Source organism: Micromonospora reichwaldensis (assembly GCF_031845925.1).
In the GTDB taxonomy this organism is placed as follows: Bacteria; Actinomycetota; Actinomycetes; order Mycobacteriales; family Micromonosporaceae; genus Micromonospora; species Micromonospora reichwaldensis.
Map to the genome: position 1 here is coordinate 67,618 of NZ_JAVRFL010000013.1, position 26,995 is coordinate 94,612.

The following is a 26,995-nucleotide window of genomic DNA, read 5'->3' on the forward strand; positions in this document are numbered from 1 at the left end:
GGGTGCTCGGCCATGAGCATGGAAAACCTCAACCCGCACGGGCACGACCGGTCGGTCGAGGCCACCGATGAGGCCCGCCGCCGCTCCGCCGCCGCCCGGCTGTTCGACATCCGCCGGGTGATCGGTGGCCTCTTCACCGCGTACGGGGCGATCGTCACCCTGATCGGCGTCTTCGACGGCGATTCCGCCGTGCAGAAGGCGCAGGGGGTCCGGATCAACCTCTGGGCGGGCGTCGGCATGCTCGCCTTCGGCGTGCTGATGCTGCTCTGGCAGTGGCGCAATCCGGTCGAACCGCCGGAGACCTCCGACGAGGAGCGCTGAGCCGCCCCGCCGACAACCGGCATGGGCACCGCCCCGCCGGGTACGCGAGCAGGATCAGGAGACCACCTGGCGACAGGAGGGCAGCGACATGACGGATCGTGACCGTGACCGACCGCTGGAGGAGAGCCCGGAGGTGGCCGCGGCGGTCGAGGACGACACCGGCGTCCCGCAGCTGAGGACCGGCGGTGGCGCCGACCGCGACACTCCGTCGTTCACCGGGGACCGGTCAGGCGGCGACGAGCTGATCGGCGACCCGTACGCCGCCGGCACCGGCGCCACCGGCACCGGCACGGGCGCGGCCCCGGACGACATCCGTACCGGGGCGGAGCAGCCCTGGGAGCCGGAGGACCTGGTCGCGGCCCGGGGGCAGGACATCACGCCGGAGAACGTCGAGCGGGCCCGCCGGGACCTGGCCGAGCTGGGCCGCGCGGCGATCGAGAAGACGGTGCCCTGACCGGCGTACGCGAGGGGGCCCCCGGCCCGACCGTCGGACGGTCGGGCCGGGGGCCCGGGGAACCTGCCGCTGGAGCGCCTCACCTACTGCCAGCGGCGGGTGGGCTCCAGTCTCAGAGCGCCGGGTACGCGTTCTGCATGAGCTGCGTGAACTGCGCCGGGAACCAGGCGCCCGAGATCGGGGCGTCCGGCAGGGCGCCGCTCATGCTGTTGCCGTTGCGGGCGTTGCCGGTGTAGGTCGGGTCGCACATCCGGTCGAAGCCCTTGCCCTCGTTGTTCGGGATCTCCTTGCTGGAGCCGTCCGACTCGCCCGGGGGCTTCACCCAGACGTAGGCGTCGATGCCCGGCTCCGGCGCGGCCTTCGGGCGCTCGCCCAGGCCGGCCCCGGCCTGGTTGCACCAGTTGCCGGCGTGGATCCGACGGTCCACCCGACCGCCGTTGACGTACGTGTCCACGTTGGTCGTCGCGCCCGGGCCGGTGGGCCGGGCCGTGCCGCCCCAGCCGTTGCGGGACGTGTCGATCAGCATGCCGATCTTCGAGTCGAAGCCCTTGGCGACGAGCTCGTTGCGGAACGCCTGGGCGAACGAGAGCTCGTCCACGTAGAAGTTCCAGTCGATCCACTTCGACTGCCGCACGCTGGTGCCGTTGACGTTGTCAGTGATCTTGACGTACGGCTCGCGCAGCGCCGAGTAGTTGGCGGTGTTGACGATGAAGCCGTGCACGTTGTTCACGTTGCTGCCGGAGGCCACGGCGGCGTCCTTCAGGATCTGCGCGGTCGGGCTGAAGTTGCTGTCCCAGCCGATCCAGCCGTGGTGGGCGGCGTCGATGTAGTTGTAGACGTTGCCGATCGCGCCCAGCTTGGACAGGGCGTAGCCGACACCGTTCACGTAGGCGCCGTTGGCCTTCACCGTGTCGCACATCGCGGTGCCGCCGGGGTTGCCGGAGGTGTTGGTCACCAGGTTCGGCAGCGAGTCGATCTCGATGATGTTGACGATCCGCAGGCTGGCGTACTTCGGGTCGCCCTGGATCGCGGCGATCGGGTCGATGTACTCGGCCTTGTACCGGGGCAGCTCGTGAGCCTGGAGCTCACCGTTCGAGGCCAGCGCGGCGCAGTCGCGGCCGGGCAGGTTGTAGATGACGAACTGGATGTAGTTCGCCCCCTGCTCGAGCGCCTTGTTCAGGTGGTCGCGGACGCCCATCGCACCGTTGGAGCTGCTGTCCGGGGTGCCGTTGATGGCGGCGATCCGGTCGATCCAGACGGCGGTCGGGTTGTTCGACACCCGGTTGCCGCCGGCCACGGACTCGGCCTTGGCCTTCCACTCCGGGTTCACGTACCCCTTGGCGTTGAGGTACGGGTTGTCCACCCGCTGGCCGGGGGGCGGCGTGGTGGGCGGCGGGGTCGTGGGCGGCGGGGTGGTCGGCGGCGGCGTCGACGGCGGCGGGGTGCTGGGCGGCGGGGTGGTGGGGTTGGTGCCACCGCCGTTGCAGGTCACGCCGTTGAGCGTGAACGACGTCGGCTTCGGGTTGCTGCCGCTCCAGGCGCCGTTGAAGCCGAGGCTCACCGTGGCGCCGCTGGCCACCACGCCGTTGTAGGACTCGTTCTGCGCGGTGACGTTCTGGCCGCTCTGCGACCAGCGGGCCGACCAGCCCTGCTGCACCCGCTGGCTGCCGTCGGGGAAGGTGAAGCCCAGCGTCCAGCCGTTGAGGGCGTCGCCGGTGTTCTTGATGTTGACGGAGGCGGTGAACCCGCCCTGCCAGTCGCTGGTCGTGTACGACACGTCGCACTGGGTGGCGGCGTGCGCCACGGTGACCGGCAGGGTCACCAGTCCGCCCGCGACCAGAGCGCCCGCGCCACCGAGCGCGAGGGCCCGGCGGGGGCCGGACAGCCTTCTCCACACATTCATGCCACTGATCTCCTTGGGCGAGACCGGATCCGCTAACGGCCCGGCGATGCGGCCCGATGGGCGTCCTGCGCGGACGTCCGCCGGTACCACGGGGTTCTTCGGGGGGTGCCCGACCCGGACGGGCGTTTGGTGGTGGTCCGACCGGCGACGATGGGCCGGTCGGGAGGCGGGATGTCGTCCGGCGGACCGGTGCCCTCGACTCCTACCTGCGCGGTGTGGCTCCCCGAACCGCGTGCAGCGATTCTTGCATGGGAGCGCTTCCATGGCAATGCCTCGATGCGGCGGGGAGCGGCCGGAGGGGACGGCCGGTGCCGGCGGGGCGGACGGGACGGGACGCACCCACCGGCGCGGGCACGCGCCGCGCGACCGGCCCTCCGGGTGCCGCGAGGGCGGGAACCACCCGAGCCAGCCGGACACGTCGCCAAAGCGGCGTAGCTCGCCTACCGCCCTTAGCCTCCATAAATACCAAAACACGAATCTTTCCCTGCATAGCTCGTGAATCGGTCTAACGTCGTCCGTAGCTCGGTTGTCACCGGGCTTCAGGACAACAGGGATGGAGTGACGCAGGTCATGGCAAACAAGATGCTCGGGAAGGTCGTTGCTGGCGCGGCCCTCGGTGGCGCCTCCTTGCTCGTGTTCACGCCGGGGATCGCGTTCGCGGACGGCCACCACGACGACGAGGGCAAGGTCTACGCCAAGCCGCACGTCGTCAGGGCGGGCGAGACGGTCAAGCTGCTCGAGGTCTGCCCCGACCGGCAGGAGCACGCCTTCGTGTGGTCGAAGGTCACCGGCAAGGTCAAGCTCAAGCCGGCCGAGGGCCGCAACGACTGGCGTAGCGGGGAGGAGGACTCCCGCGACCACGACAAGGGCCGCGACCACGAGGACAAGGGCCGCGACCACGACAAGGGCGACCACGACAAGGGCGGCCACGGCAAGGACGACAACGGCAAGGGCGAGACCCCCAAGCCGCAGCCGTCCGCCACCGCCACCGCCACCGGACAGCCGAAGCCGCCGACCAACGGCCAGGGTGGCGGCGCCGCCGACGCCGGCGCCGAGGGCGAGCGCGACTGGAAGGGCTACGAGCACGGCCAGGACGCCGAGGGCGACCGCGAAGGCCGCGACAAGGGCCACGACAAGAGCGACCGTGAGGGCCGCGAGGACCGCAAGGACCACGACGGGTACGGCTCGGACAGCAACGGCTCGGACGAGTACGACCGGAAGGGTCACGACAGCGGCTGGTCGGACGAGGAGTCCGAGGGCAACGGCAACGGCAAGGACGAGGACCGCTGGGAGCACAAGCGGGACTTCATCTACTACGGCGAGGCCGAGGTCTCCGAGGACGCCAAGCCGGGCCGCTACGAGCTCAAGGGTTCCTGCGGCGAGGGCGAACTGGTCGTGCTGCCGCGCGGCGGGGTCGACGGTGGTGACGGTGGCGTCGGCGCCGGCACCGACCGGGGCCTGGCCGCCGGTGGGGCGAGCCTGATCGGCGCGGCCGCCCTGGGCGGCCTCGTGCTGATGCGCCGGCGTCGGACCGATGAGTCCTTCGTCTGACATGACGGCGACACCGGCCGGCGGCCGTCACGGGACACCGTGGCGCGCCGCCGGCGCGGCCGTCGTCGTCGTGGTCGCCATGGTCGGCGCCGGTCTGATCGGCGCCTCGGTCAAGACCGCGCCCGCTCCCCGCCCCCCGCAGCCCCTGGCCGCGCCCGCCAGCACCGGGCCGGCGGACGCCGACGTGCCGAACACCGACGCGGACCCGGACGTCGCCGGCACGGGCCTGGCGCGCTCCGCCCCCACCACGATCGCCATCCCCCGGATCGGGGTCGACGCCTCGATCATGTCGCTCGGCACCAATCCGGACGGCACCGTCCAGGTGCCCCCGCTGGAGCAGGCGCAGCTGGCCGGCTGGTACGAGCCGGGGCCGAGCCCGGGGGAGATCGGCAACGCGGTCATCGTCGGGCACGTCGACTCCGCGGCGATCGGGCCGGCGGTCTTCTTCTCCCTCGGTGCCCTGCAACCCGGCGACACCATCACCGTCACCCGGGAGGACGGGCAGCAGGCCACCTTCACCGTCGAGTCGGTGAAGGCGTACCCGAAGACGGAGTTCCCGACCGAGCAGGTCTACGGCCCCAGCGACCGGCCCGGCCTGCGCGTGGTGACCTGCGGCGGGACCTTCGACCAGGCCGCCGGCAGCTACCCCGACAACGTGGTCGTCTTCGCCTCCATGCCCGCGTGAGCCGGCCCCCGCGCGGCAGCCTCCACCGGGGGACACGACGCGGCCCGGCCGGTCGGGAGACCGGCCGGGCCGCGTGCCGTACGCGTCAGGCGGCGGCGGAGGTCCGCACCAGGGTGCGGATCTGGCGCAGCAGCACCGACAGGGCGGCGAGGTCCGCCCGGGACTCGTCGAACTCCCCCATCGCCCGCTCGGCGCGGTGGATCGACGTGGCGTTCGACTGCTCCCACTGGAGCACCCGCTCCTGCGGCGACAGGGTGCCGGCCGTGGAGTCGAGAACCTCCGCGGTCAGCGCGGCCAGCGCGGCGTACAGGTCGTAGCGCAGCGCCATCCGGGCCAGCGTCTGCCAGCGGTCCTCACGCGGCAGCAGGGAGATCTTCGACAGCAGCGAGTCGACCCGGAACCGGTCGGAGAGCACGAAGTAGACCGAGGCCACCTCGCCGACGTCCCGCCCGCTGCTCGCCGCGGTCTCCACCACGTCGAGCAGGCCGAAGCTGTACATCAGCCGGGTCGCCTGCTCGGCCAGGTCACGCGGCAGCCCTCGCTCGGTGAGCGAGTCGATGTGCGCCGCGAGGGAGTCCCGCTCGCTGCCGTAGAAGCGCTCCTCCAGGTCGGGCAGGAGCCGGGCCACCCCGTCGCGCAGCCGGGCGATCTCCGCCGGCACGTCGATCGGCGAACGGCGGTTGGTCACCAGCCACCGCACCGCCCGGTCGAGCAGGCGCCGGGTGTCCAGGTAGACGCTGGTCTGCAACTCGGGGTCGATCCTGTTGTCCAGGGCCTCCACCGCGTCCCACAGCGCGCGCAGCCCGAACACCTCGCGGACCACCACGTACGCCCGGATCACGTCCGCCGCCGAGGCGGCCGTCTCCTCGACCACCCGGAAGACGAACGAGATACCGCCCCGGTTGATCGCCTCGTTGACCAGGACCGTCGTCACGATGTCCCGGCGCAGCCGGTGCTGGCCCATCCGGTCGGCGAACCGCTCGCGCATGGGCGTCGGGAAGTAGTTGACCAGGACCTCGGTCGTCCACTCCTCGTCCGCGAGCCCCTCCGCCAGGATCTCCGTCTCAAGGACGATCTTGACGTACGCGAGCAGCACCGCGAACTCCGGCGCGGTCAGCCCGGACTCGGTCCGCACCGCCATCTCGTCGTCCGGCGGCAGCGCCTCCAGGGACCGGTCCAGCGCCCCCGAGCGCTCCAGATCGGTGATCATCCGCCGGTGCACCGGCAGCAGCGAGGCGGCCTGCGCCTGCGCGTTGTTGATCGCCCGGGCCTGGTCGTAGTTGTCCCGCAGCACCAGCTCGGCGACCTCGTCGGTCATCGCGGCGAGCAGCTCGTCCCGCTCGGGGACGGTCAACGCGCCGTCGGCGACCGCCGTGTTCAGCAGGATCTTGATGTTCACCTCGTGGTCGGAGCAGTCCACCCCGGCCGCGTTGTCGATGAAGTCCGTGTAGATCCGGCCGCCGGTCTGGGCGTACTCGATGCGGCCGAGCTGGGTCCAGCCCAGGTTGCCGCCCTCGCCGGCCACCCGGCAGCGCAGGTTCCTGCCGTCCACCCGGATCGCGTCGTTGGACTTGTCGCCCACCTCCGCGTTGGTCTGGCTGGAGGCCTTCACGTACGTGCCGATGCCGCCGTTCCAGAACAGGTCGACCGGCGCCGTCAGGATCGCCTTCATCAGCTCCTGCGGCGACATCTGCGTGACGTCGTCGCCCAGGCCCAGCACCGCGCGGACCTGCGGCGAGACCGGCACCGACTTGGCGGTACGCGGGTACACCCCGCCGCCGGCCGAGATCAGTCCCCGGTCGTAGTCCTCCCACGACGAGCGGGGCAGGTCGAACAGCCGCTTCCGCTCGGCGTACGAGGTGGCGGCGTCCGGGTCGGGGTCGAGGAAGATGTGCCGGTGGTCGAACGCGGCCACCAGCCGGATGTGCTCCGACAGCAGCATCCCGTTGCCGAACACGTCGCCGGACATGTCGCCGACACCGACCACGGTGAAGTCCTGGGTCTGGGTGTCGTGACCCATCTCGCGGAAGTGCCGCTTCACCGACTCCCAGGCGCCCCGGGCGGTGATGCCCATCTTCTTGTGGTCGTAGCCGGCCGAGCCGCCCGAGGCGAACGCGTCGCCGAGCCAGAACTGGTGCGCCGTGGAGATCTCGTTGGCGATGTCCGAGAACGTCGCCGTGCCCTTGTCCGCCGCGACCACCATGTACGGGTCGTCGCCGTCGTGCCGGACCACGTCCTCCGGCGGCACGATCTCGCCGCTGACGATGTTGTCCGTCACGTCCAGCAGCGCCGAGATGAACTCCTTGTAGCAGACGACCGCCTCGTCGCGGTCCCCCGGCTTCTGCTTGAGCACGAAGCCGCCCTTGGCGCCCACCGGCACGATGACGGCGTTCTTCACCATCTGCGCCTTGACCAGGCCGAGCACCTCGGTGCGGAAGTCCTCCCGGCGGTCGGACCAGCGCAACCCGCCCCGGGCGACCGGCCCGAACCGCAGATGCACGCCCTCGAAGCGCGGCGAGTACACGAAGATCTCGAACTTCGGCCGCGGCGCCGGCAGGTCCGGGATCGCCTGCGGGTCCAGCTTGAGCGCCACGTACGACTTCGGCCGCCCGTCGGTGCGCTTCTGGTAGAAGCTGGTGCGCAGGGTGGCCTGGATCATCGTCAGGTAGGCGCGCAGGATCCGGTCCTGGTCGAGGCTGGCGACGTCGTCCAGCGCGGCCCGGATGTCGCCCACCAGCTCGGCGCTGCGCTGCTGCCGCTGCTCGTGGCCGTCCTCGCCGGGCGCGAACCGCACCTCGAACAACTCCACCAGCAGGGCGGCGATCCTCGGGTACGCGATGAAGGTCTGCTCCATGTACTCCTGGGAGAAGACCGTGCCGGCCTGACGCAGGTACTTCGCGTACGCGCGCAGCACCACGACCTGCCGCCAGGTGAGGCCGGCGCGCAGCACCAGCTCGTTGAAGCCGTCCACCTCGGCCTCGCCCCGCCACGCCGCCGCGAAGGCGTTCTCCACGTGCGGGCGCACCTCGGACAGCTCCTGGTGGACCTCCGGCAGCCGCAGCCCGAAGTCGTAGAGGTAGACCCGACCGTCGATCCGGTCCACCTCGTGCGGGTGCTCGTCGACCACCTTGACGCCGAGCGAGTGCAGCACCGGCAGCACGGCGGAGAGCATCATCGGCTCGCCGTAGCGGTAGACCTTGAAGCGGACGTCCATCGCCTCGTCGACGTCCGGCCCCCGCCCGCCGGCCCGCGGCGCGAGCTGCTTGCGGAACAGGTGCATCTCCAGCTGGCCGGGCTCCTCCAGCAGCTCCAGCTTCGCCAGGTCCTTCATGGCCTCGTACGGCGTGTGGCCGTCCTTGTAGCCCTCCGGGAAGGCGTCGGCGTAGCGGGTGAACAGGTGCTTGGCCTGCTCGTCGCCGAGCTTGCGCTCCAGCACCAGCCGGTAGTCGTCGTCCCAGAGCCGGGTCGCGTCGGCCAGCTCCTCGGCGAGCAGGTCGGCGTCGATGTCGCCCGGAGTCCTGCTCGGGTCGGTCCGGACGATGAAGTGCACCCGGGCGAGCATCGACTCGGTGACCCGGGTCGTGTAGTCGACCCCGACGCCGTTCAGCTCGCGCAGCAGGATGTCCTGCATCCGCAGGCGGTTCTGGGTGGTGAACCGGTCCCGGGGCAGGTAGATCAGGCAGGAGATGAACCGCCCGTACGCGTCCCGGCGCAGGAACACCCGCAGCTGCCGGCGGCCGGCCATCCGCAGCACCCCGATGACCGCGTGGTAGAGGTCCTCGGTCTTGATCTGGAACAGCTCGTCGCGCGGGTAGGTCTCCAGGATCTGGAGCAGGTCCTTGCCGGAGTGGCTGCGCTGGCTCAGGCCGGAGCGGTCCAGCACCTCGGCCACCTTGCGGCGGACCACCGGCAGCTCCTGCACGCTGGTCCGGTACGCGGCCGTGGAGAACAGCCCCAGGAAACGCCGCTCGCCGATCACCTCGCCGGCCTCGTTGAAGATCTTGAAGCCGATGTAGTCGAGGTAGGCGGAGCGGTGCACGGTGGCCCGCGAGTTCGCCTTGGTGATGATCAGCAGCCGCTTCTCAGTGACCTTGTCGTGCGCCTCGGGCGTCATCGACGACAGCGGCCGGGCCTCCGGGGAGTCCTGGCGCAGAATGCCCAGCCCGGTGCCGAGCACCGCCTCCAGGGCCTGGCCGCTGCCGCGCTCCCCGTCCGCGGCACCCGACTCGCCGGTGTCGACCAGCCGGTACTCCCGGTAGCCCAGGAACGTGAAGTGGTCGTGGGCGAGCCAGCGGAGCAGCTCCACCGAGTCCGTGATGTCCTTCTCCGGCACCGGCGGCCGGTTGTCCGACGTCCGCGCGGCGGCCAGCTCGTCGGCGAGGGCGAGGGCGCGCTGGCGCATCTTCGGCCAGTCCTCCACCGCCTCCCGCACGTCGGTGAGCACCCGCTGGAGCTCCCGGCGCAGCCGGTCCCGCTCGGCGGCGTCGCGTACCGGGTCGATCTCGATGTGCATCCAGCTCTCGACCAGGTCGCCGGCGATGGCGTCGTCGGGCTCGACGTCGGCGGAGACCTCGACCAGCTGGCCCAGCGGCTCGCGCCGGACCACCACCAGCGGGTGGACCAGCAGGTGCACGTCCAGGTGGTGCGAGTTGAGCAGGGCGGTCACCGAGTCGACCAGGAACGGCATGTCGTCGGTGACGATCTCGATGACGGAGTGGTGCTGCTCGGCGTCGGGCTCGTGGATGCGCAGCTTCAACTCGCCCGGTACGCGCTGCTGGGCGAGGTCGCGGTGGGCGCGGGCCGCCTCCAGCATCTCCTCGGCGGTGAAGCCGATCAGCTCCTCGTCCGGCGCGAACCGCCAGAAGCGGCTGACCAGGGTCGCCGCGTCGTGGTCGTCGCCGGCGAGCGCGACCGCCTGGGCGACCAGGCGCTCCACGTTGGGAACCGGCTCGTCGAGCTCGTTGTCCTCCACGTCGTCGGCCAGCGCGTCGACGGGCAGGCCCAGATCGTAGAGGGTGTCGATACTCGAACCGGTCATCCCGGTCACTCCTGTGTCGAGCCGGCCGAAGCCGTCCCCGTCGGTCGCCGAATCGAAGCTGTCGTCCCGGCCGGTGTCATCCTGCCGGAGGTCGGGTCCCGGTTTGATCGCCGGACGCCGGTCCATCGGTGCCACTCCCCTCGACCCACCGCATTGTGGGTCACTCTGCCGCCCAGCCTAGGCCCTGCCGTTCCGCCCCTTGCTCGGCGGACCACAGTGCGGACGTCCGGTTCCGGACTTCGTCCTTTCACCCGTTGCGGGTACGAGGTTGGCCGGTTCGGGAGTACCCCGCCACCAGTCGTTCATCACCCTGGCAGCGGCCTCTCTTTCCGCACGTCCCGGTGCGGGGGGACGGTACGGACGGCGCCGCCGTACTAGCGTGCAGGGCAGTTCCGAGATCGGAGATCCGCTTCCATGCGCCTGTCGTACCCCCGCCGCCCCCGCCGCAACCGGCTCCGCCCGCCGCTGGCGCTGCTCGCCGCGACCGCGCTCGCAGCCGGCGCCCTCACCGCGTGCTCGGGCGGTGACGGACCGGAGCGCAGCGTCGACGCGTTCCTGGCCGGCTGGCGCTCGGGCGACCTCCAGGCCGTCGGCTTCGTCGACCCGACCGGCGCCAAGGTGCCGGCGGCCGACGTCGCCCGCGAGCTCAAGGAGCTCTCCGGCGAGCTGGCGGCCACACCGCCGACGCTGACCCGCCGGGGCGAGGCGAAGGTGACCAAGGAGGTCGCGACCGCGGTGGTCAAGGTCGACTGGGCCCTCCCGGGCGGGACCCGTTGGGCGTACGAGCGTCCGGTGCGGCTCACCCGCAGCGGCGACGAGTGGCGGGTGATCTGGGAGCCGCAGGTGGTGCAGGAGCAGCTCACCCGGGGCGACCGGCTCGGGCTGCGCCGCGACACCGCCACCCGGGCCGCGGTGCTCGACGCCGCCGGCCAGCCGATCGTGGCGCCCCGGCCCGTGGTGCGGGTCGGGCTCCAGCCGGGCGAGGTCACCGACCTTGCGGGCCTGACCCGGAAGCTGGACGCGGCCTTCCGGGCGATCCGACCGGCGATCACCCCGCCGGTGGACCTCTCCGGGCTGCGCAAGCGGCTCGCCGACGCGGATCCGGGCGCGTTCGTCGAGGTGGTGACCCTGCGCGAGGAGGCGTACCGGCAGATCAAACCACGCATCTACGACCTGCCGGGCACCAAGTTCCGCAGCGACAAGCTCGACCTGGCCCCCACCCGCGAGTTCGCCCGGGCGGTGCTCGGCTCCGTCGACCCGGCCCAGGCCGACGACCTCGCCCAGCACCCCGACCGCTACGAGGCCGGCGACCTGGTCGGCCACGGGGGCCTCCAGGGCCGCCACGACGAGCGGCTACGCGGCGCGCCGGGGCTGACCGTGATCACCGAGCGCCCCGGCCCGGACGGCACGCTGGTGCCCACCGGCACCGAGGTGTTCCGCAGCGAGCCGAAGCCGGGGCAGCCGGTCAGGACCACGCTCGACGTGGCCACCCAGAACGCGGCCGACACCGCCCTGCGTGGCGAGAAGCGCCGGGCGGCGCTGGTGGCGGTGCGGATCAGCGACGGCGCGGTGCTCGCCGCGGCCAACGGTCCCGGCGCGGCCGGGGAGAACCTGGCCTTCACCGCCCAGGTCCCGCCGGGCTCGACCTTCAAGATGGTCAGCGCGCTCGGCCTGCTCGACCGGGGCGCGGTCACGCCGGACGCGACGGTGGACTGCCCGAAGACGTTCACCGTCGACGGCAGGCCGTTCAAGAACTCCGACAACTTCGTGCTGGGGCCGGTGCCCTTCCGCACCGACTTCGCCAAGTCCTGCAACACCGCGTTCGCCGCGCTGGCGCCGAAGCTCGGCCCCGACGGACTGGCCGTCACCGGTCGTTCCCTCGGGCTGGAGGGACAGTGGGACGTCGGCCTCGACGCCTTCACCGGCAAGGTCTCGGCGAACGGCGGGGCGACCGAGCAGGCCGCCGCCGCCATCGGCCAGGGCACCACGCTGGTCAGCCCGCTGGCCATGGCGTCGGCCACCGCGGCGGTCGCCCGGGGTCGGTTCGAGCAGCCGAAGCTGGTCCTCGACCCCGTACCGGCCCAGCCCGCCGCCCCCGGCCCGCAGCTCAAGCCGGAGTCGGTCGAGGGGGTCCGGGCGATGATGCGGGAGGTGGTCACGGCCGGCTCCGGCAGCGCGTTGCGGGACGTGCCGGGCGCGCCGGTGCACGGCAAGACGGGCACCGCCGAGTACGACGACAACCCGGCGCACACGCACGCCTGGTTCGTCGGCTGGCAGGGCGACGTCGCGTTCGCGGTCTTCGTCGAGAAGGGCGGAGCCAGCACCGCCACCGCCGTCCCGGCCGCCGAGCGCTTCCTCCGCGCCCTCTCCCGCTGACCAGCCTCACCGGCACCGGTCTCGGCACCGGCGTCGGGCACCCGTCGGCACCGGCGGCGTCGGGCACCCGTCGGCACCGCCGCTTCGCGGTTCACGCGCCCACGTCCTGGTCGGCGTCGTCCGTCACGTGTCGGCGACGGCGACGTGAAGTTGCGGCAGCCCTCGGCGGCCCAGGCCAGCCGCCCAAAGGGCCGGTCGCGAACCTGGGTGCGCAGGAGAGCGTGCCGGGGTTGGTGGAGGCGGCGAGGCCGCAACGGGAGCCCACCTGCCTGCCGCCATGAAGCGAGCATTGGTGATCAGGACGCCATGGACGTTACGGGGCGGTTTTAACGTCCACGGCGTCCTGATCACCACTGCTGGCGGACGCTCCCGCGCAACCGGCGCGACGCTGTGGAGCTGCACCTACAGACGGGGCAGGCGCCGACGCCGCCAGGCGCACGTCCGGCGATCCACCGGTGGAACGTCATGGGTGTCAAAAACCCTCGGTGACACCCATGACGTTCCACCCGTCACCTCGGGTGCCACCAGCCTCCGCGACCGGGCTCGGCAGGCGCGCCGGCCGTAGCTCAGTCGGTCTGCCTCAACCGTGCCCGCCTCGACCGTCTCGGGCACGTGCCATCAACCGCCCGGCCGCAACCTCCCCCGCACACGCGCCACCAACCGCCCCACCGCCGACCGGCCCCGCACACGCGCCACCAACCGCCCCACCGCCGACCGGCCCCGCACACGCGCCACCAACCGCCCCACCGCCGACCGGCCCCGCACACGCGCCACCAACCGCCCCACCGCGACCTACCCCGGCAGGTGGGCGCACGGATGGGGCAGCTCGACAGGGAGTCAGGCGATGCCGGCGGCGGACGGCGAGGTGCCGTCCTCGGGCGTGGGCAGCGGGTCGCCCGGGTCGAGGTCCGCGAGCGGTGCCCGGCGCAGCAGGCCCGGGCCTGCGGAGGCGGGCGGGCCGACTGGTTCCGGCACGGCGAGACCGTCGGAGGCGGCGGCAACCGGGGCCACCGGCCCGAGCGGCCGGAGCGGGGCTGGCGGAACGTCCTGAGCACGCTCCTTGGAGGCGCCGCCCGGGTGCCGGTCGTCACCGCCGCTGCGTGGCACGGGGGCGGAAACGAGCGTCGGGGCGGAGGCCGACGGAGGCATGATCGGCACCTCGGGACGACCGTTGTGCCGTTGTGCGGAGGGCACGGCCGAACCGGCAGACGCAGACGGCCCGGCCGAGACCCCAGACGCCGACGGCCCAGCCGAGCCAGCAGACGCAGAGCGCGTGGTGGGCGCGGCGGACGCAGAGGGCGTGGTGGGCGCGGCGGGGGCGGAGGGCCTGGTGGGCGCGGCAGAGCGCGACGGCGCGGACGAGGCGGCGGACGCCGACGGGCCCGGCAGCAGTCGGGGCGGCGAAGCCGTCGGCGCCGAGACCGGGCGCAGCCCGGCCACCACGGTGTTGACGATCTCGGCCGCGTACGCGCCGTCCGGGTCGTAGTCGGGGTCGAAGACGGTCAGCTCGACGCCGAGGCAGTGCGGGGTGTCGACGAGGCCGGCGAGCAGGATCTCCAGCTCGGCGAAGGCGATCCCGCCCGGGTCGGGGGCGTCGACCGCCGGCATCACGGCCGGATCCAGCACGTCCACGTCGATGTGCACCCAGTAGCCGGCGCAGTCGGCGAGCTGCTCGTGCGCCCACTGTGCGGTACGCGCGGCGCCCTCGGCGCGCAGCGCCGGCACCGGCCGGGTGGTGATCCCGGCGGCCTGGAGGTCCAGGCGGTACTCGTCCTGTGCCCGGATGCCGAGCACCACCACGTCGATGTCGCGGAAGTACGGCCGGCGCCCCTCGATGGCGGCCAGGTCGGCCTGCCCCCGCCCGGTGACCAGCGCGAGATCCTCGCCGGCCGCCGCGCCCACGTAGGAGGCGTTGCCGGGGTGCCGGAAGTCGGAGTGGCCGTCGACGAAGACCAGCCCGATGCGCCCGCCGACCGCCTCGCCGAGCCGGTGCATGGCCAGTGCCGAACCGAGCAGGATGGAGCAGTCGCCGCCGAGCACCAGCGGGAACTCACTGCGGTCGATAATGGCGCCGATCCGCTCCGCGAGCGCCACCGAGTAGTCGGCGATCTCGCGGGCGTGGCAGACCCCGTCGCCCGGTCGCCAGTCGCCGGGGTCGTAGCGGGGCGCGGTGAGGCAGCCCGCGTCGCGGGCCCGCAGCCGGGCGAGCAGCCCCTGGTCGCGCAGCGCGCCCGGGGCCTTGCCGCAGCCGGGGACCGAGGTGGACGTGGGTGGGCGCAGGCCGAGGTTGCTGGGCGCGTCGAGGACGGCGATCCGGCGCATCATGGGCTCCCGTCCTCGAGGTGTCGGGCGGGCCGGCCGGAACGCCGGCCCGCGCTGGCGTGCTACGTACTCACTGACAGGGCGTGCTCAGAACAGGGCGCTGGCCAGGGCCCGGCGCGCCGCGGCGACCGCGGGATCCTCCGGCCCGGCGACCGTGAAGAGGCTGACCAGGTGCTGGCGTACCTTCTCCCGCTCCTCACCGGCGGTGCGGCGGACCAGGCCGACCAGGCGGGCGTACGCCGCCTCGGCCTGACCGCTGAGCACCTCGATGTCGGCGGCCAGGAGCTGGGCCTCGACGTCGTCGGGGTTCGCCTGGGCGGCGGCGACCGCCGCGCCCGGGTCGGCCCCGGCCACCCGGCGGGCGAGCCCGACCTGGGCGAGGCCCGCCTCCGCCGCGGCGTCCGCGGGCGACTCCGCGAGGATCTTGCGGTACGCCTGCTCGGCCGCGTCGAGGTCGCCGCTCATCAGGGCGTCGTCGGCCTCGTCGAGGCGCGGGTCCTCCGGCTCGGCGACACTCACGCCACCGGCCTTGAGCACCGCCTGGATCCACTGCCGCAGCTGCGCCTCGGGCACCACTCCGGAGAAGGCGTCGATCGGCTGGCCGCCGACCACCGCGTAGACCATCGGGATGCCCTGCACCCGGAACATCTGGGCGATCCGGGGGTTGGCGTCCACGTCGACCTTGGCGAGCACCCAGGCGCCGCCGCCCTCGGCGGCCAGCCGCTCCAGCACGGGGCTCAGCTGCTTGCACGGCTCGCACCACTCGGCCCAGAAGTCCACGATCACCGGTGTGGTGAGCGAGCGCTCGAGAACCTCGGACTGGAATGTCGCCTCGCTCACGTCGATGACGGCGACGCCGCCACCGGCGGCGCCGGGGAAATCGGCGGAGGGGGCGGACTGTGCCGGGGTGGCGGGGCGGGCAGGGGCCGGTGCGGGGGTGCGCAGCGCGCTGAGGTCGACCGCGCCGCGGGTGAAGATCGACGAGGTGATCCGTGGGTCGCTCATGGTTACCTAGTCTCGCACGCGACCCACCGAACTCAGATCAACCGCGACGGCGACAGTTGCGACTGTCACGGCTGCTCCCGCCCTTCCCCACCTTGTCCCCGTGCCCCTGCCCGACCTCCCGCCCGGCATGGCGCGATCCCGCACCTCCGGTCCTCGGTACGAGGCCTGCCCGGCGACTGCCGGGACACGGGGTGCGGGATCGCGGTGGAGCGGGATCGCGGTGTCGAGGGGGACGGGGTCAGAAGCGGGCGGGTTCGCGGTAGACGCCCCACTCGGCGCGCAGGGCGTCGCAGATCTCGCCGAGGGTGGCCTCCGCGCGGACGGCGTCCAGCATGGCCGGGATCATGTTGCCGTCGGTCCGGCCGACGGCGACCATCCGCTCGATGGCGGCCTTCACGGCGGCCTCGTCGCGACCGGCCTTCCGCTCCGCCAGCACCCGGCGCTGCTCCAGCTCCACCTCGTGCGAGATGCGCAGGATCTCCAGGTCCTTGGCGACCGTGCCGGTGTGGCAGTTGACCCCGACGATCCGCTTGTCGCCCTTCTCCAGCGCCTGCTGGTAGACGAACGCGGATTCGGCGATGTGGCCGGTGAACCAGCCGTCCTCGATGCCGCGCAGGATGCCGGAGGTCATCGGGCCGATCTGGTGCGGACCCTCCCCGCCGAGCTGCCGGATCCGGGCGAAGATCTCCTCCGCCTCGGCCTCGATCTTGTCGGTGAGCGCCTCGACGTACCAGGACCCGCCCAGCGGGTCCGCCACGTTGGTCACCCCGGTCTCCTCCATCAGCACCTGCTGGGTACGCAGGGCGATCTCGGCGGACTCGTCGGTGGGCAGCGCCAGGGTCTCGTCCAGGGCGTTGGTGTGCAGCGAGTTGGTGCCGCCGAGCACCGCGGCGAGTGCCTCCACGGCGGTACGCACCACGTTGTTGACCGGCTGCTGGGCGGTCAGCGACACCCCGGCGGTCTGCGTGTGGAACCGCAGCCAGAGCGCCTTCTCACTGGTCGCGCCGTAGACGTCGCGCAGCCAGCGGGCCCAGATGCGGCGGGCGGCCCGGAACTTGGCGATCTCCTCGAAGAAGTCGACGTGCGAGTCGAAGAAGAAGCTCAGGCCGGGCGCGAAGACGTTGACGTCGAGCCCCCGGGAGAGCCCCAGCTCGACGTAGCCGAACCCGTCGGCGAGGGTGTACGCCAGCTCCTGCGCGGCGGTCGAGCCGGCCTCGCGGATGTGGTAGCCGGAGACCGAGAGCGGCTTGTAGCGCGGGATCTCCCGGGCGCAGTACTCCATCAGGTCGCCGATCAGGCGCAGGTGCGGCTCCGGGTCGAAGAGCCACTCCTTCTGCGCGATGTACTCCTTGAAGATGTCCGTCTGCAACGTGCCGTCCAGGGTGGACAGGTCGGCGCCCTGCCGCTCGGCGGCCACCAGGTACATGCAGAACACCGGCACGGCCGGCCCGGAGATGGTCATCGACGTGGTGACCCCGGCCAGGTCGATGCCGTCGAAGAGGGCCTCCATGTCGGCGGCGGTGTCGATGGCGACGCCGCAGTGGCCCACCTCGCCGAGCGCCTGCGGGTCGTCGGAGTCCCGGCCCATCAGCGTGGGCATGTCGAAGGCGACGGAGAGACCGCCGCCGCCGGCGCCCAGGATCATCTTGTAGCGCTCGTTGGTCTGCTGGGCGTTGCCGAACCCGGCGAACTGCCGGATCGTCCAGGTCCGCCCGCGGTAGCCGGTCGGGTAGAGGCCCCGGGTGTACGGGTACTCGCCCGGCCAGCCGATGCGCTCGAAGCCCGGGTAGGGCACGCCCTCCGGCGGCCCGTAGACCGGGTCGACGGGCATCCCGGAGAGCGTGGTGAAGTCGGCGTCCCGCTTGCGCGCGGCGTCGTAGCGGGCCTGCCAGCGCGCCCGTCCGGCGGCGATCTCGTCGGCGTTCATCGGCGGGGCTCCTCCTCGAGTCCTCGACTGCACTGCGAGTGTAGAGCCCAGACCTGAACGATCGCTAAGTAAGTTCGTACCGGCAGGTAACCTGAGCCGCCGGACGCGTCACGCGACGGGCGCGGCGGGACCGCCCAGGGCCACGTCGTCGACCCTGATGTTGACCTCGTCGACCCGCAGCCCGTACGCCTCGACCGCCCCGGCGACCTGCGCCCGGACCTCGGCGGTCACCTGCGGCACCGCGCGGCCGGCCTCGATCACGATGACCAGGTTGACCACCGCCGCGCCGTTCGTGACGTGGGCCGAGCAGCCGCGCCGGGCGTCGCCGACCTGGTCGAGCCCGACCTTGTCGAGCACCGCGTTGAAGAACCGGGCCACGTCGCCGCCCAGCTCGACCACCCCGGGCACGGACCGCGCGGCGGCCACCGCGATCTTCTCCACCACCTCGTCGGAGACGAGCGTCGTCCCGCCCGGCACCGCGTCCGGCGTCACCGACAGCTCCTGCGTCGCCTCGTCGCCCATCGTCTCCCCACTCCACCGCGCACCGCCCCACGCCGACCGTGGAGCGGTGCGAGCGTACTAGCTCGACGGGCCCCTCAGGAGCCGAGTTGGGAGAGCAGTTCGTCGGCCGCCGCGTACGGGTCGAGGGCACCCTCGGCCACCTTCGCGGCGAGCGCCGGCAGCTCCGTACCGTCGCGCAGGGAACCGATCCGGGCACGGAGCACGCCCAGCGCGATCGCCTCGACCTCGGCGGCGGCCCGCGCCTCCTGGCGGCGACGCAGCTCGCCGTGCTCGACCAGCCAGGCACGGTGCTTGTCGATGGCGGCGGCGATGTCGTCGATCCCCTCGCCCCGGGAGGCGATCGCGCGCACCACCTGCGGCCTCCAGTCGCCCGGGCCGCGCTCGCCCAGGGCGATCATGCCCTGGATGTCGCGGTAGGTGGCGTCGGCGCCGTCCCGGTCGGCCTTGTTGACCACGAAGACATCGGCGATCTCCAGGATGCCGGCCTTGACCGCCTGGATCGCGTCGCCCATGCCCGGGGCGAGCAGCACCAGCGTGGTGTCGGCCAGCGAGGCGACCTCCACCTCGGCCTGCCCGACGCCCACGGTCTCCACCAGCACGACGTCGCAGCCGGCGCCCTCCAGCACCCGCACCGCCTGCGGCGTGGCGGCCGACAGCCCGCCCAGGTGACCCCGGCTCGACATCGACCGGATATAGACGCCCGGGTCGGTGGCGTGGTCCTGCATCCGGACCCGGTCGCCGAGGATCGCCCCGCCCGTGAACGGGCTGGACGGGTCGATGGCCAGCACGCCCACCCGGTGGTCGCGGGCGCGCAGCGCCCGGACCAGCTCGTTGGTGGTGGTCGACTTGCCCACCCCGGGCGAGCCGGTCAGCCCGACCACCTGGGCCTGCCCGGCGTACGGCGCGAGGGCCGCCGCGATCCGCGGCAGCGTCTCGTCGCCCGACTCGACCAGGGTGATCAGCCGGGCCACCGCGCGCGGATCGCCCGCGCGGGCCCGCTCGACCAGCATCGGCACGTCCCGGCTGCGGCGCACCGGGGGTGCGCCCGCCGCCGGGACGCCGTCGACGATCTCGCTCACTGTGCTGCCTCTACGGAATCGGCCGGCCGGCGGTCAGTGACCGCTCTCGCCGGGGGCCGGGACGTGGATGATCAGAGCGTCGCCCTGGCCGCCGCCGCCGCAGAGCGCCGCGGCGCCCGTGCCGCCGCCCCGGCGCTTGAGCTCCAGCGCGAGGGTGAGCACCAGCCGGGCGCCGGACATGCCGATCGGGTGGCCCAGCGCGATCGCCCCGCCGTTGACGTTGACCTTGTCCGGGCTGATCCCGAGGTCACGGGTGGACTGGATGCCCACCTGGGCGAACGCCTCGTTGATCTCGATGAGGTCCAGGTCCTCGATGCCGAGCCCACCCTTCTTGAGGGCGTGCTGGATCGCGTTGGACGGCTGCGAGTGCAGGGAGTTGTCCGGGCCGGCGACGTTGCCGTGCGCGCCGATCTCGGCCAGCCAGGTCAGCCCCAGCTCCTTGGCCTTGGCCTTGCTCATGACGACCACCGCGGCGGCGCCGTCGGAGATCGGCGAGGAGCTGCCGGCGGTGATGGTGCCGTCCTTGGCGAACGCCGGGCGCAGCTTCGCCAGCGACTCGACGGTGGTGTCCGGGCGGATCCCCTCGTCCTCGCTGATCACCAGCGGGTCGCCCTTGCGCTGCGGGATGACCACCGGGGTGATCTCGTCGGCGAAGTGGCCGTTCTTCTGCGCGGCGGCGGCCCGCTGGTGGCTGGTCGCGGCGAACGCGTCCTGCTCCTCGCGGGAGATGCCGTGCCGCCCGTTGTGCCGCTCGGTGGACTCGCCCATCGCGCAGTTGTCCCAGGCGTCGGTGAGCCCGTCGAGCGCCATGTGGTCCTTGACCACCACGTCGCCGTACTTGTAGCCGCCGCGCTGGCCGAGCAGCAGGTGCGGGGCGTTGGTCATGGACTCCATGCCGCCGGCGACGACGATGTCGAACTCGCCGGCGCGGATCAGCTGGTCGGCCAGGGCGATCGCGTCCAGGCCGGAGAGGCAGACCTTGTTGACGGTCAGCGCCGGCACGGACATCGGGATGCCGGCCTCGACCGCCGCCTGGCGGGCCGGGATCTGTCCGGCGCCGGCCTGGAGCACCTGCCCCATGATCACGTACTGGACCTGCTCGGGGGCGACGCCGGCCCGCTCGAGCGCCGCCTTGATCGCGATGCCGCCGAGCCTGGTCGCGGGGAGGTCCTTGAGGTTGCCCAGCAGGCGCCCCATCGGGGTCCGCGCGCCGCTGACGATCACCGAAGCCATGCCTGCCTCCGAGGGGGTGCCGACCTGTACGCCTTAACGATTGTTCGGTCAGACTAGCGCCATGGCTGAGAACTCCCCCGTCGAGACCGCTGCCGACTATGTCACAGACATCGGCCTGCGCCGCATCGACCACGTCGGGGTCGCCGTCGCCGACCTGGACGCCGCGATCGACTTCTACCAGCGCACCTTCGGGATGCGCTGCGTGCACACCGAGGTGAACGCCGAGCAGGGCGTACGCGAGGCGATGCTGGCCGTCGGCCCGGACGCCGAGGGCGGCTGCGTGCAGTTGCTCGCCCCGCTGACCCCGGAGTCGACCATCGCCAAGTTCCTCGACAAGAAGGGCCCGGGCGTGCAGCAGGTGGCGTACACCGTCGAGGACATCGACGCCGCCTGCGCGAAGCTGCGCGAGCGGGGCGTGAAGCTGCTCTACGACACCCCGAAGCGCGGCACCGCCAACTCGCGGGTCAACTTCGTCCACCCGAAGGACGCCGGCGGGGTGCTGGTCGAACTCGTCGAGCCCGCCGCCGGGCACTGATCCCCCACCTCCGGCTCCCGTCGACCGGGCGGGAGCCGGAGGCCACACCCCGTCTGGCGAAAAAGGGGCCGGAGGCCACTCCCCGGCTGGTGGGAGAGGGGCCGGGGGCCCCACCGAGCGCGCCGGTGCGTGGTTCCACCGCCGCCCGGGCACCTCCACGCATCGGCCAATGCAGTTTTTCACAGAGGACTTCCGGCCCTACCTACTGTTCAGTAACGTCCCGCCCCACAGGAGCGCGGCCGGTACCGGATGTGTCGGATGCCGACATGGTGGTGGGCCGCACCGACGCCGACGATGGCAGCACCCAGGCCCGCGTGGGCGGGGTGCGGACGAACGGGAGGTCGACGTGCAGGACATCCTCGAAGCGATCATGGCGGCGGAGGGATCCGACCAACCCGCACGGGAGCTCGCCGGGATCGCCGGCCTGCCGGTACCCGAGACGTACCGCGGCGTGGTGGTGCGCGCCGACGAGACCCGGATGTTCGACGGCCTGGCCACCCGGGACAAGGACCCGCGCAAGGCGCTGCACGTGCAGGAGGTGCCGACGCCGGAGCTGGGGCCGGGCGAGGCGCTGGTCGCGGTGATGGCCAGCGCGATCAACTACAACACGGTCTGGACCAGCATCTTCGAGCCGCTGCCGACCTTCAAGTTCCTCCAGCGCTACGGCCGGCTCTCCGAGCTGACCCGCCGGCACGACCTGCCGTACCACGTGGTGGGCTCCGACGCCGCCGGCGTGGTGCTGCGCACCGGGCCCGGGGTGACGAAGTGGAAGGCCGGCGACGAGGTCGTCGCGCACTGCCTCTCCGTGGAGCTGGAGGACGCGGCCGGGCACGACGACACCATGCTGGATCCGCAGCAGCGGATCTGGGGCTTCGAGACCAACTTCGGCGGCCTGGCCGAGCTGTGCGTGGTCAAGGCCAACCAGCTGATGCCCAAGCCGCGCCACCTGAGCTGGGAGGAGGCGGCCAGCCCGGGGCTGGTCAACTCGACGGCGTACCGGCAGCTGGTGTCGCACCACGGGGCGAACATGAAGCAGGGCGACGTGGTGCTGATCTGGGGCGCCTCCGGCGGCCTCGGCGGCTACGCCACCCAGATGGCGCTCAACGGGGGCGCGATCCCGGTCTGCGTGGTCTCCTCGCCGGAGAAGGCGGAGCTGTGCCGGAAGATGGGCGCCGAGCTGGTGATCGACCGCACCGCCGAGGGCTTCCGCTTCTGGAAGGACGAGCAGACCCAGGACCAGGACGAGTGGCGCCGCTTCGGCGAGCGCATCCGCGAGCTGACCGGCGGCGACGACCCGGACATCGTCTTCGAGCACCCCGGCCGGGAGACCTTCGGCGCCAGCGTCTACGTGGCCAAGAAGGGCGGCACCATCGTCACCTGCGCCTCCACCAGCGGCTACCTGCACCAGTACGACAACCGCTACCTCTGGATGCACCTGAAGCGGATCATCGGCAGCCACTTCGCCAACTACCGTGAGGCGTGGGAGGCCAACCGGCTCGTGGCACTGGGCAAGGTCCACCCCACCGTGTCCAGGACCTACGCGCTGGAGCAGACCGGCCAGGCCGCGTACGAGGTGCACCGCAACGCGCACCAGGGCAAGGTCGGCGTCCGCTGCCTGGCCCCGTCGGACGGCCTCGGCGTACGCGACCGCGAGCTGCGCTCCCGGCACGAGGACGCGATCAACCGGTTCCGCGGCCACTGACCCGAGGGACGAGGCGCCGTCGACCATTGCGGTGAACGGCGATTGCCTTTCCGCCGAGTGTCGGACGCTCATTCGAGCGATGCCGACGATGGCGCGACAAAGGGCCGCGGGGTACTCCCGCGGCCCTTTTCCATGTCACGCTCCGTGCCCTCTCCCCTGTCACGCTCCGTGCCGCCCGACCCGCCCGGGACCTGCCAAGATCGGCGATCTGCCCGGTCCTCGGCGGACCCTCAGTTGACCATGTAAAGAGGACACGAAAGCTCGGCACCGCTCTTGCGAAGCACCCTGGGGGGTCTGCGAGTATGTCCCAATGCCCCAGCAGTCCTCCCCTCTTGCGTTCTTCGATAACGCGAACTCGCAGCCCGATTTCACCGTTGGCCTGCGCGGCTACAACACCCACCAGGTCGATGACTTCATCGGCCGGATGACGGCCGCGCTGACCCAGTCCGAGCAGGCCCGCGCCGAGGCCGAGCAGCGGATGAACGACGCCCAGCGACGGCTCCGCCAGGCCGAGCAGCGGATGAGCGCGCTGGAGCAGAAGCTCGCCGACACCAACAAGCAGCTCGAGGAGAACAGCCGGCCCACCCTCTCCGGCCTCGGCACCCGCGTCGAGCAGATCCTGCGGCTGGCCGAGGAGCAGGCCAACGACCACCGCAACGAGGCCAAGCGCGAGTCGGAGGGCATCCTCTCCGCCGCCCGCCTCGAGGCGCGCGAGATCACCGACAAGGCGCGCGCCGAGGCGGCGGCCATGAAGGCCAACGCCGAGCGGGAGGCGGGCAGCGTCCGCACCGCCGCCGAGCGCGAGGCCGCCGAGGTCCGCGTCCAGGCCCGGCGCGAGGCCGACACGCTGCGCGCCGACGCCGACCGGGAGACCAAGCAGCTGCGCACGGTCACCGCCCACGAGGTCGCCGAGCTGAAGTCCACCGTCGAGCGCGAGGTCGCCACCCTGCGGGCCACCGCCGAGCGGGAGATCACCCAGCAGCGGGCGAAGGCGGCCCGCGAGGCCGAGGAGAAGCGCGCCGAGGCGACCAAGCTGCTCACCGACGCCCGCGACAAGCGCGACAAGGACCTCCAGGCCCTGGAGCTCCAGCTGGCCGAGCGCCGGGAGAAGGCCGAGCGCGAGGAGTCCGAGCGGCACGCCGCCCAGGTGGCCCAGACCCAGAAGCTGGTCAGCGAGGCCGAGCAGCGGGCCCACGCCGCGCAGGAGCGGGCCAAGGAGATCGAGCAGCGCGCCGAGGCCCGCCGGGTCGAGTCGGAGCGCACCGCCAACGAGACGGTCGACAAGGCCAAGGCGCTGGCCGACAAGACGCTCACCGAGGCGAAGGCCGAGTCGAAGCGCCTGCTCACCGAGGCGCGCACCGAGGCCGAGCTGACCACCCAGGCGGCCCGCCGCGAGGTCGAGGACCTCACCCGGCAGAAGGACGCCGTCACCTCGCAGCTCGGCCAGATGCTCTCCGGCCTCGCCGGCATCGTGCCGGGCGTGCCCGCCACGCCGCCGGCCGCGCCGGCCAAGCCGGAGGCGAAGAAGGCCGACAACGCCGACGAACGGGTGGCCGCGGAGACCGCCAACTGACCCGACCGACCCACCCGACCGGGGCATGATTCCACGGCGCGGGGTGACACCGGGTGACCGGTGCGCCCCGCGCCGTGCGCTTTTTCCCGCCAACCGAATTGCCCGGGCGTGTCGGCAGTGAAGTAGGTCCTATCCGGGGCGTCCGTATCGCCCCAGCCGGACTGGAGGCGTGTGAGGATGGGGGCATGTCGCACGGCGAGGAACTGTTCGCTCTCGGCGGGGATGTGACCACGGAGCCCAGCTTCGAGTCCGCTCTGCGGGGGTACGAGAAACGACAGGTCGACCGGTACGTCGCTCGCGCGGAGCACGAGATCGCGGCCCTGGCGGCCGAGCGGGAACAGGCCTACACACAGATCCACAAGCTGGCCGGCCAGGTCGAGGTGCTCCAGCGTGACCTCGCCCAGGCACGCAAGTCGTCCGGGGCTCTGGAGAACGTCTCCTACCGCCACCTGGGCCCGCGCGTGGAGCAGATCCTCACCATCGCCGAGGAGCAGGCCGACGCGATCCTGGCCTCCGCCAACGAGGAGATCGAGGCTCGCCGGGCCGCCGCGGAGCACATCGTCGACGAGGCCCGCGAGCAGGCCGCCACCGCCCTCAAGGATTTCGAGATCGCGCTGGCCGCCCGCCGGACGGAGGAGGAGCGGCACACCGCGGCCCGCAAGGCCGAGGCGGACGCCGCCGTCCGGACCGCCAAGGACGAGGCCGCCCGGCTGCGCAAGGCCGCCCAGGAGGCGCTCGCGAAGGCCCAGCAGGAGGCCACCCAGCTGCGGGACGCGGCCAAGGAGATCCACCAGCGGGCCCAGCAGGAGGCGACCAAGCTGCGCGAGGCCGCCAAGGAGGTGCACGCCAAGGCACAGCAGGAGGCCACCCAGCTGCGGGAGGCCGCCAAGGAGGTGCACGCCAAGGCACAGCAGGAGTCCAAGCGCCTGGTCGACCAGGCCACCGAGGCGGGCCGGGCCACCCACGCCAAGGCGCAGCGGGACGCCAAGCAGATCATCGACGACGCCGCGAGCGCCGGCCGGGCCACCCGCGAGAAGGCCCGCCAGGAGGCCGAGCGGCTCACCACCCAGGCGGCCGAGACGGCCAAGCGCAACCGCGCCGAGACCGAGGCGTACGTGCAGCGGATGCGCACCGAGACCGAGGCGTACGTGCAGCACGCCCGGGCCCAGACGCAGCAGGAGCTGGGCGCCTGGCGGGCCGGGGTCGAGCAGGAGGTCAACAGCCGGCGCGAGGCCGCGGACCGCGAGCTGACCCAGCGCCGCGCGGCGGCCGAGCAGGAGTTCACCAAGCGCCGCGACGAGCTGGAGAAGCAGTACAAGACCCGGCTCGCCGAGCTGGAGAAGCAGCACACGAGCCGGCACGACGAGCTGGAGTCCGGGTTCGAGTCGCGCCGCGCCACGCTGGAGGCGGAGTACACCGCCCGGAAGAACGAGATCGAGCAGGGTGCCGCCGCCGTCCGCCAGGCCGCCGAGCAGGACGCGCTGACGATGCGCCGGCAGGCCGAGGAGGAGGCCGCGGCGCTGCTCGGCCGGGCCGAGTCGGAGGCGGCCGACAAGCGCCGCAAGGCCGACGAGCACGTGGCGACGTCGCGGCGGCAGTTCGAGGAGTACGCGGCCACGACGCAGCAGCACCTGGCCACGACCCAGCAGCACCTCGCCGCCACGCAGCAGGAGGCCGCCGCCAGCCGTCAGCAGCTCGCCCAGGTGATGCTGGAGATCGCCCAGGCCCAGCAGGAGCTCGCCGACCTGCGCCAGGAGACCTGGAAGTCCCGGCAGGAGTCCGACGAGCTCCAGCGACAGGTGGCGGAGCTGCGGTTGGGTCGGCTCGCCGCGGCCGACCGGCCGGGCGGGACGGACGGCGCCGCCGCCCCGGTGGTGGCGGACGGCAAGCCGGCCACGGCGAACGGCGGCAGGCCCCGCCCCGACACGGACAAGACGCCGGCCGACAAGATCCCGGCGGGCGCGGGCTCCGCGGACAAGGCTCCGGTCGCGGGCGCGGCGTCGGGCCCCGCAGCGGCCTCGTCCTCCTCGGACGGGAAGCCCGCCGCCGGCAAGGTGGAGCCGGAGGACGCCGGGCAGCCGGCCAAGGGCCGGATCGAGCCGGCCGACGCCGGGCAGCCGGCCAACGGCAAGGCCACCGTGACCACCGTCGACGGGGGCACGGCCAGCGCCGGCGTGGACGGGGAGCCGACCGTGGCGGCGGTGCCCGGCGAGGGAGGTCGGGAGGCCACCCCGACGAAGATCACCAGCACGGGCGAGAACGGCAAGCGCCCGGCGAAGCCGACCACCGACGAGCGCAGCGCCAAGCCGAGCAAGGTCGTCGTCGAGAAGGACTGACGTCGCGAGGGTCGCCCCCGCCCTGCGGGCGGTCAGCGAGGAACCCCTGACCGCTCCACCGCCCGACGATTCGGGCGCGTCGGGCGGATCTTGGTACGGCACGGCCCCTATAGGGGCCGTGCCGTACCAAGATCTCAGGACTTCGGTCCTGCCCGCACCCGGAGGGTGCGCGGAGAGGTGGTGTTGGCTGGCCTCGGTGGCACCGCCCGGCGGGTCACACCGCCCGGGCCGGTCGCACCGCCCGGGCCGGTCGCACCGCCCGGGCCGGTCGCACCGCCAGGTCGGATGGCACGGCACGGCACGGCTCGGTCGGGTGGCACGGCTCGGTCGGGTGGCACGGCTCGGGCGGGTGGCACGGTCGGGCCTGCGGCGTACGCTCCCGGGTGGGATCGCCGACGTGAGCCGTGGTCGGGCCGTCCTGCGGGAATCGATC

General features: G+C 72.7%; 16 protein-coding genes and 1 pseudogene. 9 read left to right on the forward strand and 8 right to left on the reverse strand.

All coding sequences use genetic code 11. The annotated features are described in order from the left end of the window. Positions 1 to 12: 12 nt before the first annotated feature. Positions 13 to 321, forward strand: coding sequence for a hypothetical protein (locus tag RM555_RS13250; RefSeq protein WP_311412017.1), 309 nt, complete (start codon positions 13 to 15; stop codon positions 319 to 321). Between the two features lie 88 nt (positions 322 to 409). Further along, on the forward strand, positions 410 to 775 hold the full coding sequence (locus tag RM555_RS13255; RefSeq protein ID WP_311412018.1) for a hypothetical protein: 366 nt from the start codon (positions 410 to 412) through the stop codon (positions 773 to 775). 112 nt (positions 776 to 887) lie between these two features. On the opposite strand, the gene RM555_RS13260 is transcribed toward RM555_RS13255, so the two are convergent. Further along, positions 888 to 2,678, reverse strand: a complete 1,791-nt coding sequence (locus tag RM555_RS13260; RefSeq protein ID WP_311412019.1) for a glycoside hydrolase family 6 protein — start codon at positions 2,676 to 2,678, stop codon at positions 888 to 890. A 570-nt stretch (positions 2,679 to 3,248) separates the two neighbouring features. Between RM555_RS13260 and RM555_RS13265 the strand changes: the two genes are divergently transcribed. After that, the gene (locus tag RM555_RS13265; RefSeq protein ID WP_311412020.1) at positions 3,249 to 4,229 is read left to right on the forward strand and encodes a hypothetical protein; all 981 of its coding nucleotides are present in this window, start codon (positions 3,249 to 3,251) and stop codon (positions 4,227 to 4,229) included. A 1-nt stretch (position 4,230) separates the two neighbouring features. Then, positions 4,231 to 4,914, forward strand: a complete 684-nt coding sequence (locus RM555_RS13270; protein WP_311412021.1) for a class F sortase — start codon at positions 4,231 to 4,233, stop codon at positions 4,912 to 4,914. Between the two features lie 85 nt (positions 4,915 to 4,999). On the opposite strand, the gene RM555_RS13275 is transcribed toward RM555_RS13270, so the two are convergent. Next, entirely contained in the window at positions 5,000 to 10,078 is a 5,079-nt protein-coding gene (locus tag RM555_RS13275) for an NAD-glutamate dehydrogenase (protein ID WP_311412022.1), read from the reverse strand. Positions 10,079 to 10,366: 288 nt separating this feature from the next. Here RM555_RS13275 and RM555_RS13280 point away from each other — a divergent pair, with 288 nt between their 5' ends. Then, on the forward strand, positions 10,367 to 12,328 hold the full coding sequence (locus RM555_RS13280) for a penicillin-binding transpeptidase domain-containing protein (RefSeq protein WP_311412023.1): 1,962 nt from the start codon (positions 10,367 to 10,369) through the stop codon (positions 12,326 to 12,328). Positions 12,329 to 13,737: 1,409 nt separating this feature from the next. Here RM555_RS13280 and RM555_RS13285 read toward each other — a convergent pair. The 6 genes and pseudogenes from RM555_RS13285 to RM555_RS13310 form a co-directional block, all read right to left on the reverse strand. Further along, a pseudogene (locus tag RM555_RS13285) lies at positions 13,738 to 14,653 on the reverse strand (arginase family protein); the annotation flags it as partial. An 84-nt stretch (positions 14,654 to 14,737) separates the two neighbouring features. Beyond that, positions 14,738 to 15,655, reverse strand: coding sequence for a tetratricopeptide repeat protein (locus tag RM555_RS13290; RefSeq protein ID WP_311412024.1), 918 nt, complete (start codon positions 15,653 to 15,655; stop codon positions 14,738 to 14,740). Between the two features lie 238 nt (positions 15,656 to 15,893). Beyond that, a complete protein-coding gene (locus RM555_RS13295; RefSeq protein WP_311412025.1) occupies positions 15,894 to 17,582 on the reverse strand; it encodes an acyl-CoA mutase large subunit family protein in 1,689 nt (562 codons plus the stop codon). Between the two features lie 108 nt (positions 17,583 to 17,690). Further along, positions 17,691 to 18,104 (reverse strand): Asp23/Gls24 family envelope stress response protein, encoded by a 414-nt coding sequence (locus tag RM555_RS13300; RefSeq protein WP_311412026.1) that lies wholly within the window; start codon positions 18,102 to 18,104, stop codon positions 17,691 to 17,693. A 74-nt stretch (positions 18,105 to 18,178) separates the two neighbouring features. Continuing rightward, on the reverse strand, positions 18,179 to 19,114 hold the full coding sequence (gene meaB / locus RM555_RS13305; RefSeq protein WP_396888765.1) for a methylmalonyl Co-A mutase-associated GTPase MeaB: 936 nt from the start codon (positions 19,112 to 19,114) through the stop codon (positions 18,179 to 18,181). A gap of 102 nt (positions 19,115 to 19,216) precedes the next feature. Then, positions 19,217 to 20,416 carry an acetyl-CoA C-acetyltransferase gene (locus RM555_RS13310; protein WP_311412028.1) on the reverse strand — a complete coding sequence of 400 codons (1,200 nt, stop codon included), beginning with the start codon at positions 20,414 to 20,416 and terminating at the stop codon, positions 19,217 to 19,219. A 61-nt stretch (positions 20,417 to 20,477) separates the two neighbouring features. On the opposite strand from RM555_RS13310, the gene mce reads away from it, so the two are divergent. The 4 genes from mce to RM555_RS13330 all read left to right on the forward strand — a co-directional run bounded on the left by mce (position 20,478) and on the right by RM555_RS13330 (position 26,562). Beyond that, positions 20,478 to 20,951 (forward strand): methylmalonyl-CoA epimerase, encoded by a 474-nt coding sequence (gene mce, locus RM555_RS13315; protein ID WP_121399562.1) that lies wholly within the window; start codon positions 20,478 to 20,480, stop codon positions 20,949 to 20,951. Positions 20,952 to 21,297: 346 nt separating this feature from the next. Continuing rightward, complete coding sequence (gene ccrA, locus RM555_RS13320; RefSeq protein ID WP_311412029.1) at positions 21,298 to 22,653, forward strand: crotonyl-CoA carboxylase/reductase; 1,356 nt, start codon at positions 21,298 to 21,300, stop codon at positions 22,651 to 22,653. Between the two features lie 310 nt (positions 22,654 to 22,963). Next, positions 22,964 to 24,226, forward strand: coding sequence for a coiled-coil domain-containing protein (locus RM555_RS13325; protein ID WP_132231256.1), 1,263 nt, complete (start codon positions 22,964 to 22,966; stop codon positions 24,224 to 24,226). Positions 24,227 to 24,411: 185 nt separating this feature from the next. Then, positions 24,412 to 26,562 (forward strand): coiled-coil domain-containing protein, encoded by a 2,151-nt coding sequence (locus RM555_RS13330; RefSeq protein WP_311412030.1) that lies wholly within the window; start codon positions 24,412 to 24,414, stop codon positions 26,560 to 26,562. Positions 26,563 to 26,995: the final 433 nt, after the last annotated feature.

Excerpts from the sequence above, each read along its gene's own strand:
- RM555_RS13275 (WP_311412022.1), bottom strand. The coding sequence starts at position 10,078 with ATGGACCGGCGTCCGGCGATCAAACCGGGACCCGACCTCCGGCAGGAT.
- RM555_RS13300 (WP_311412026.1), bottom strand. The coding sequence starts at position 18,104 with ATGGGCGACGAGGCGACGCAGGAGCTGTCGGTGACGCCGGACGCGGTG.
- RM555_RS13325 (WP_132231256.1), top strand. The coding sequence starts at position 22,964 with ATGCCCCAGCAGTCCTCCCCTCTTGCGTTCTTCGATAACGCGAACTCG.
- RM555_RS13330 (WP_311412030.1), top strand. The coding sequence starts at position 24,412 with ATGTCGCACGGCGAGGAACTGTTCGCTCTCGGCGGGGATGTGACCACG.
- RM555_RS13310 (WP_311412028.1), bottom strand. The coding sequence starts at position 20,416 with ATGGCTTCGGTGATCGTCAGCGGCGCGCGGACCCCGATGGGGCGCCTG.
- mce (WP_121399562.1), top strand. The coding sequence starts at position 20,478 with ATGGCTGAGAACTCCCCCGTCGAGACCGCTGCCGACTATGTCACAGAC.
- RM555_RS13295 (WP_311412025.1), bottom strand. The coding sequence starts at position 17,582 with ATGAACGCCGACGAGATCGCCGCCGGACGGGCGCGCTGGCAGGCCCGC.
- RM555_RS13270 (WP_311412021.1), top strand. The coding sequence starts at position 4,231 with ATGACGGCGACACCGGCCGGCGGCCGTCACGGGACACCGTGGCGCGCC.
- meaB (WP_396888765.1), bottom strand. The coding sequence starts at position 19,114 with ATGCTGGTCGAGCGGGCCCGCGCGGGCGATCCGCGCGCGGTGGCCCGG.
- RM555_RS13290 (WP_311412024.1), bottom strand. The coding sequence starts at position 15,655 with ATGAGCGACCCACGGATCACCTCGTCGATCTTCACCCGCGGCGCGGTC.
- RM555_RS13255 (WP_311412018.1), top strand. The coding sequence starts at position 410 with ATGACGGATCGTGACCGTGACCGACCGCTGGAGGAGAGCCCGGAGGTG.
- RM555_RS13280 (WP_311412023.1), top strand. The coding sequence starts at position 10,367 with ATGCGCCTGTCGTACCCCCGCCGCCCCCGCCGCAACCGGCTCCGCCCG.
- RM555_RS13250 (WP_311412017.1), top strand. The coding sequence starts at position 13 with ATGAGCATGGAAAACCTCAACCCGCACGGGCACGACCGGTCGGTCGAG.
- RM555_RS13265 (WP_311412020.1), top strand. The coding sequence starts at position 3,249 with ATGGCAAACAAGATGCTCGGGAAGGTCGTTGCTGGCGCGGCCCTCGGT.
- RM555_RS13260 (WP_311412019.1), bottom strand. The coding sequence starts at position 2,678 with ATGAATGTGTGGAGAAGGCTGTCCGGCCCCCGCCGGGCCCTCGCGCTC.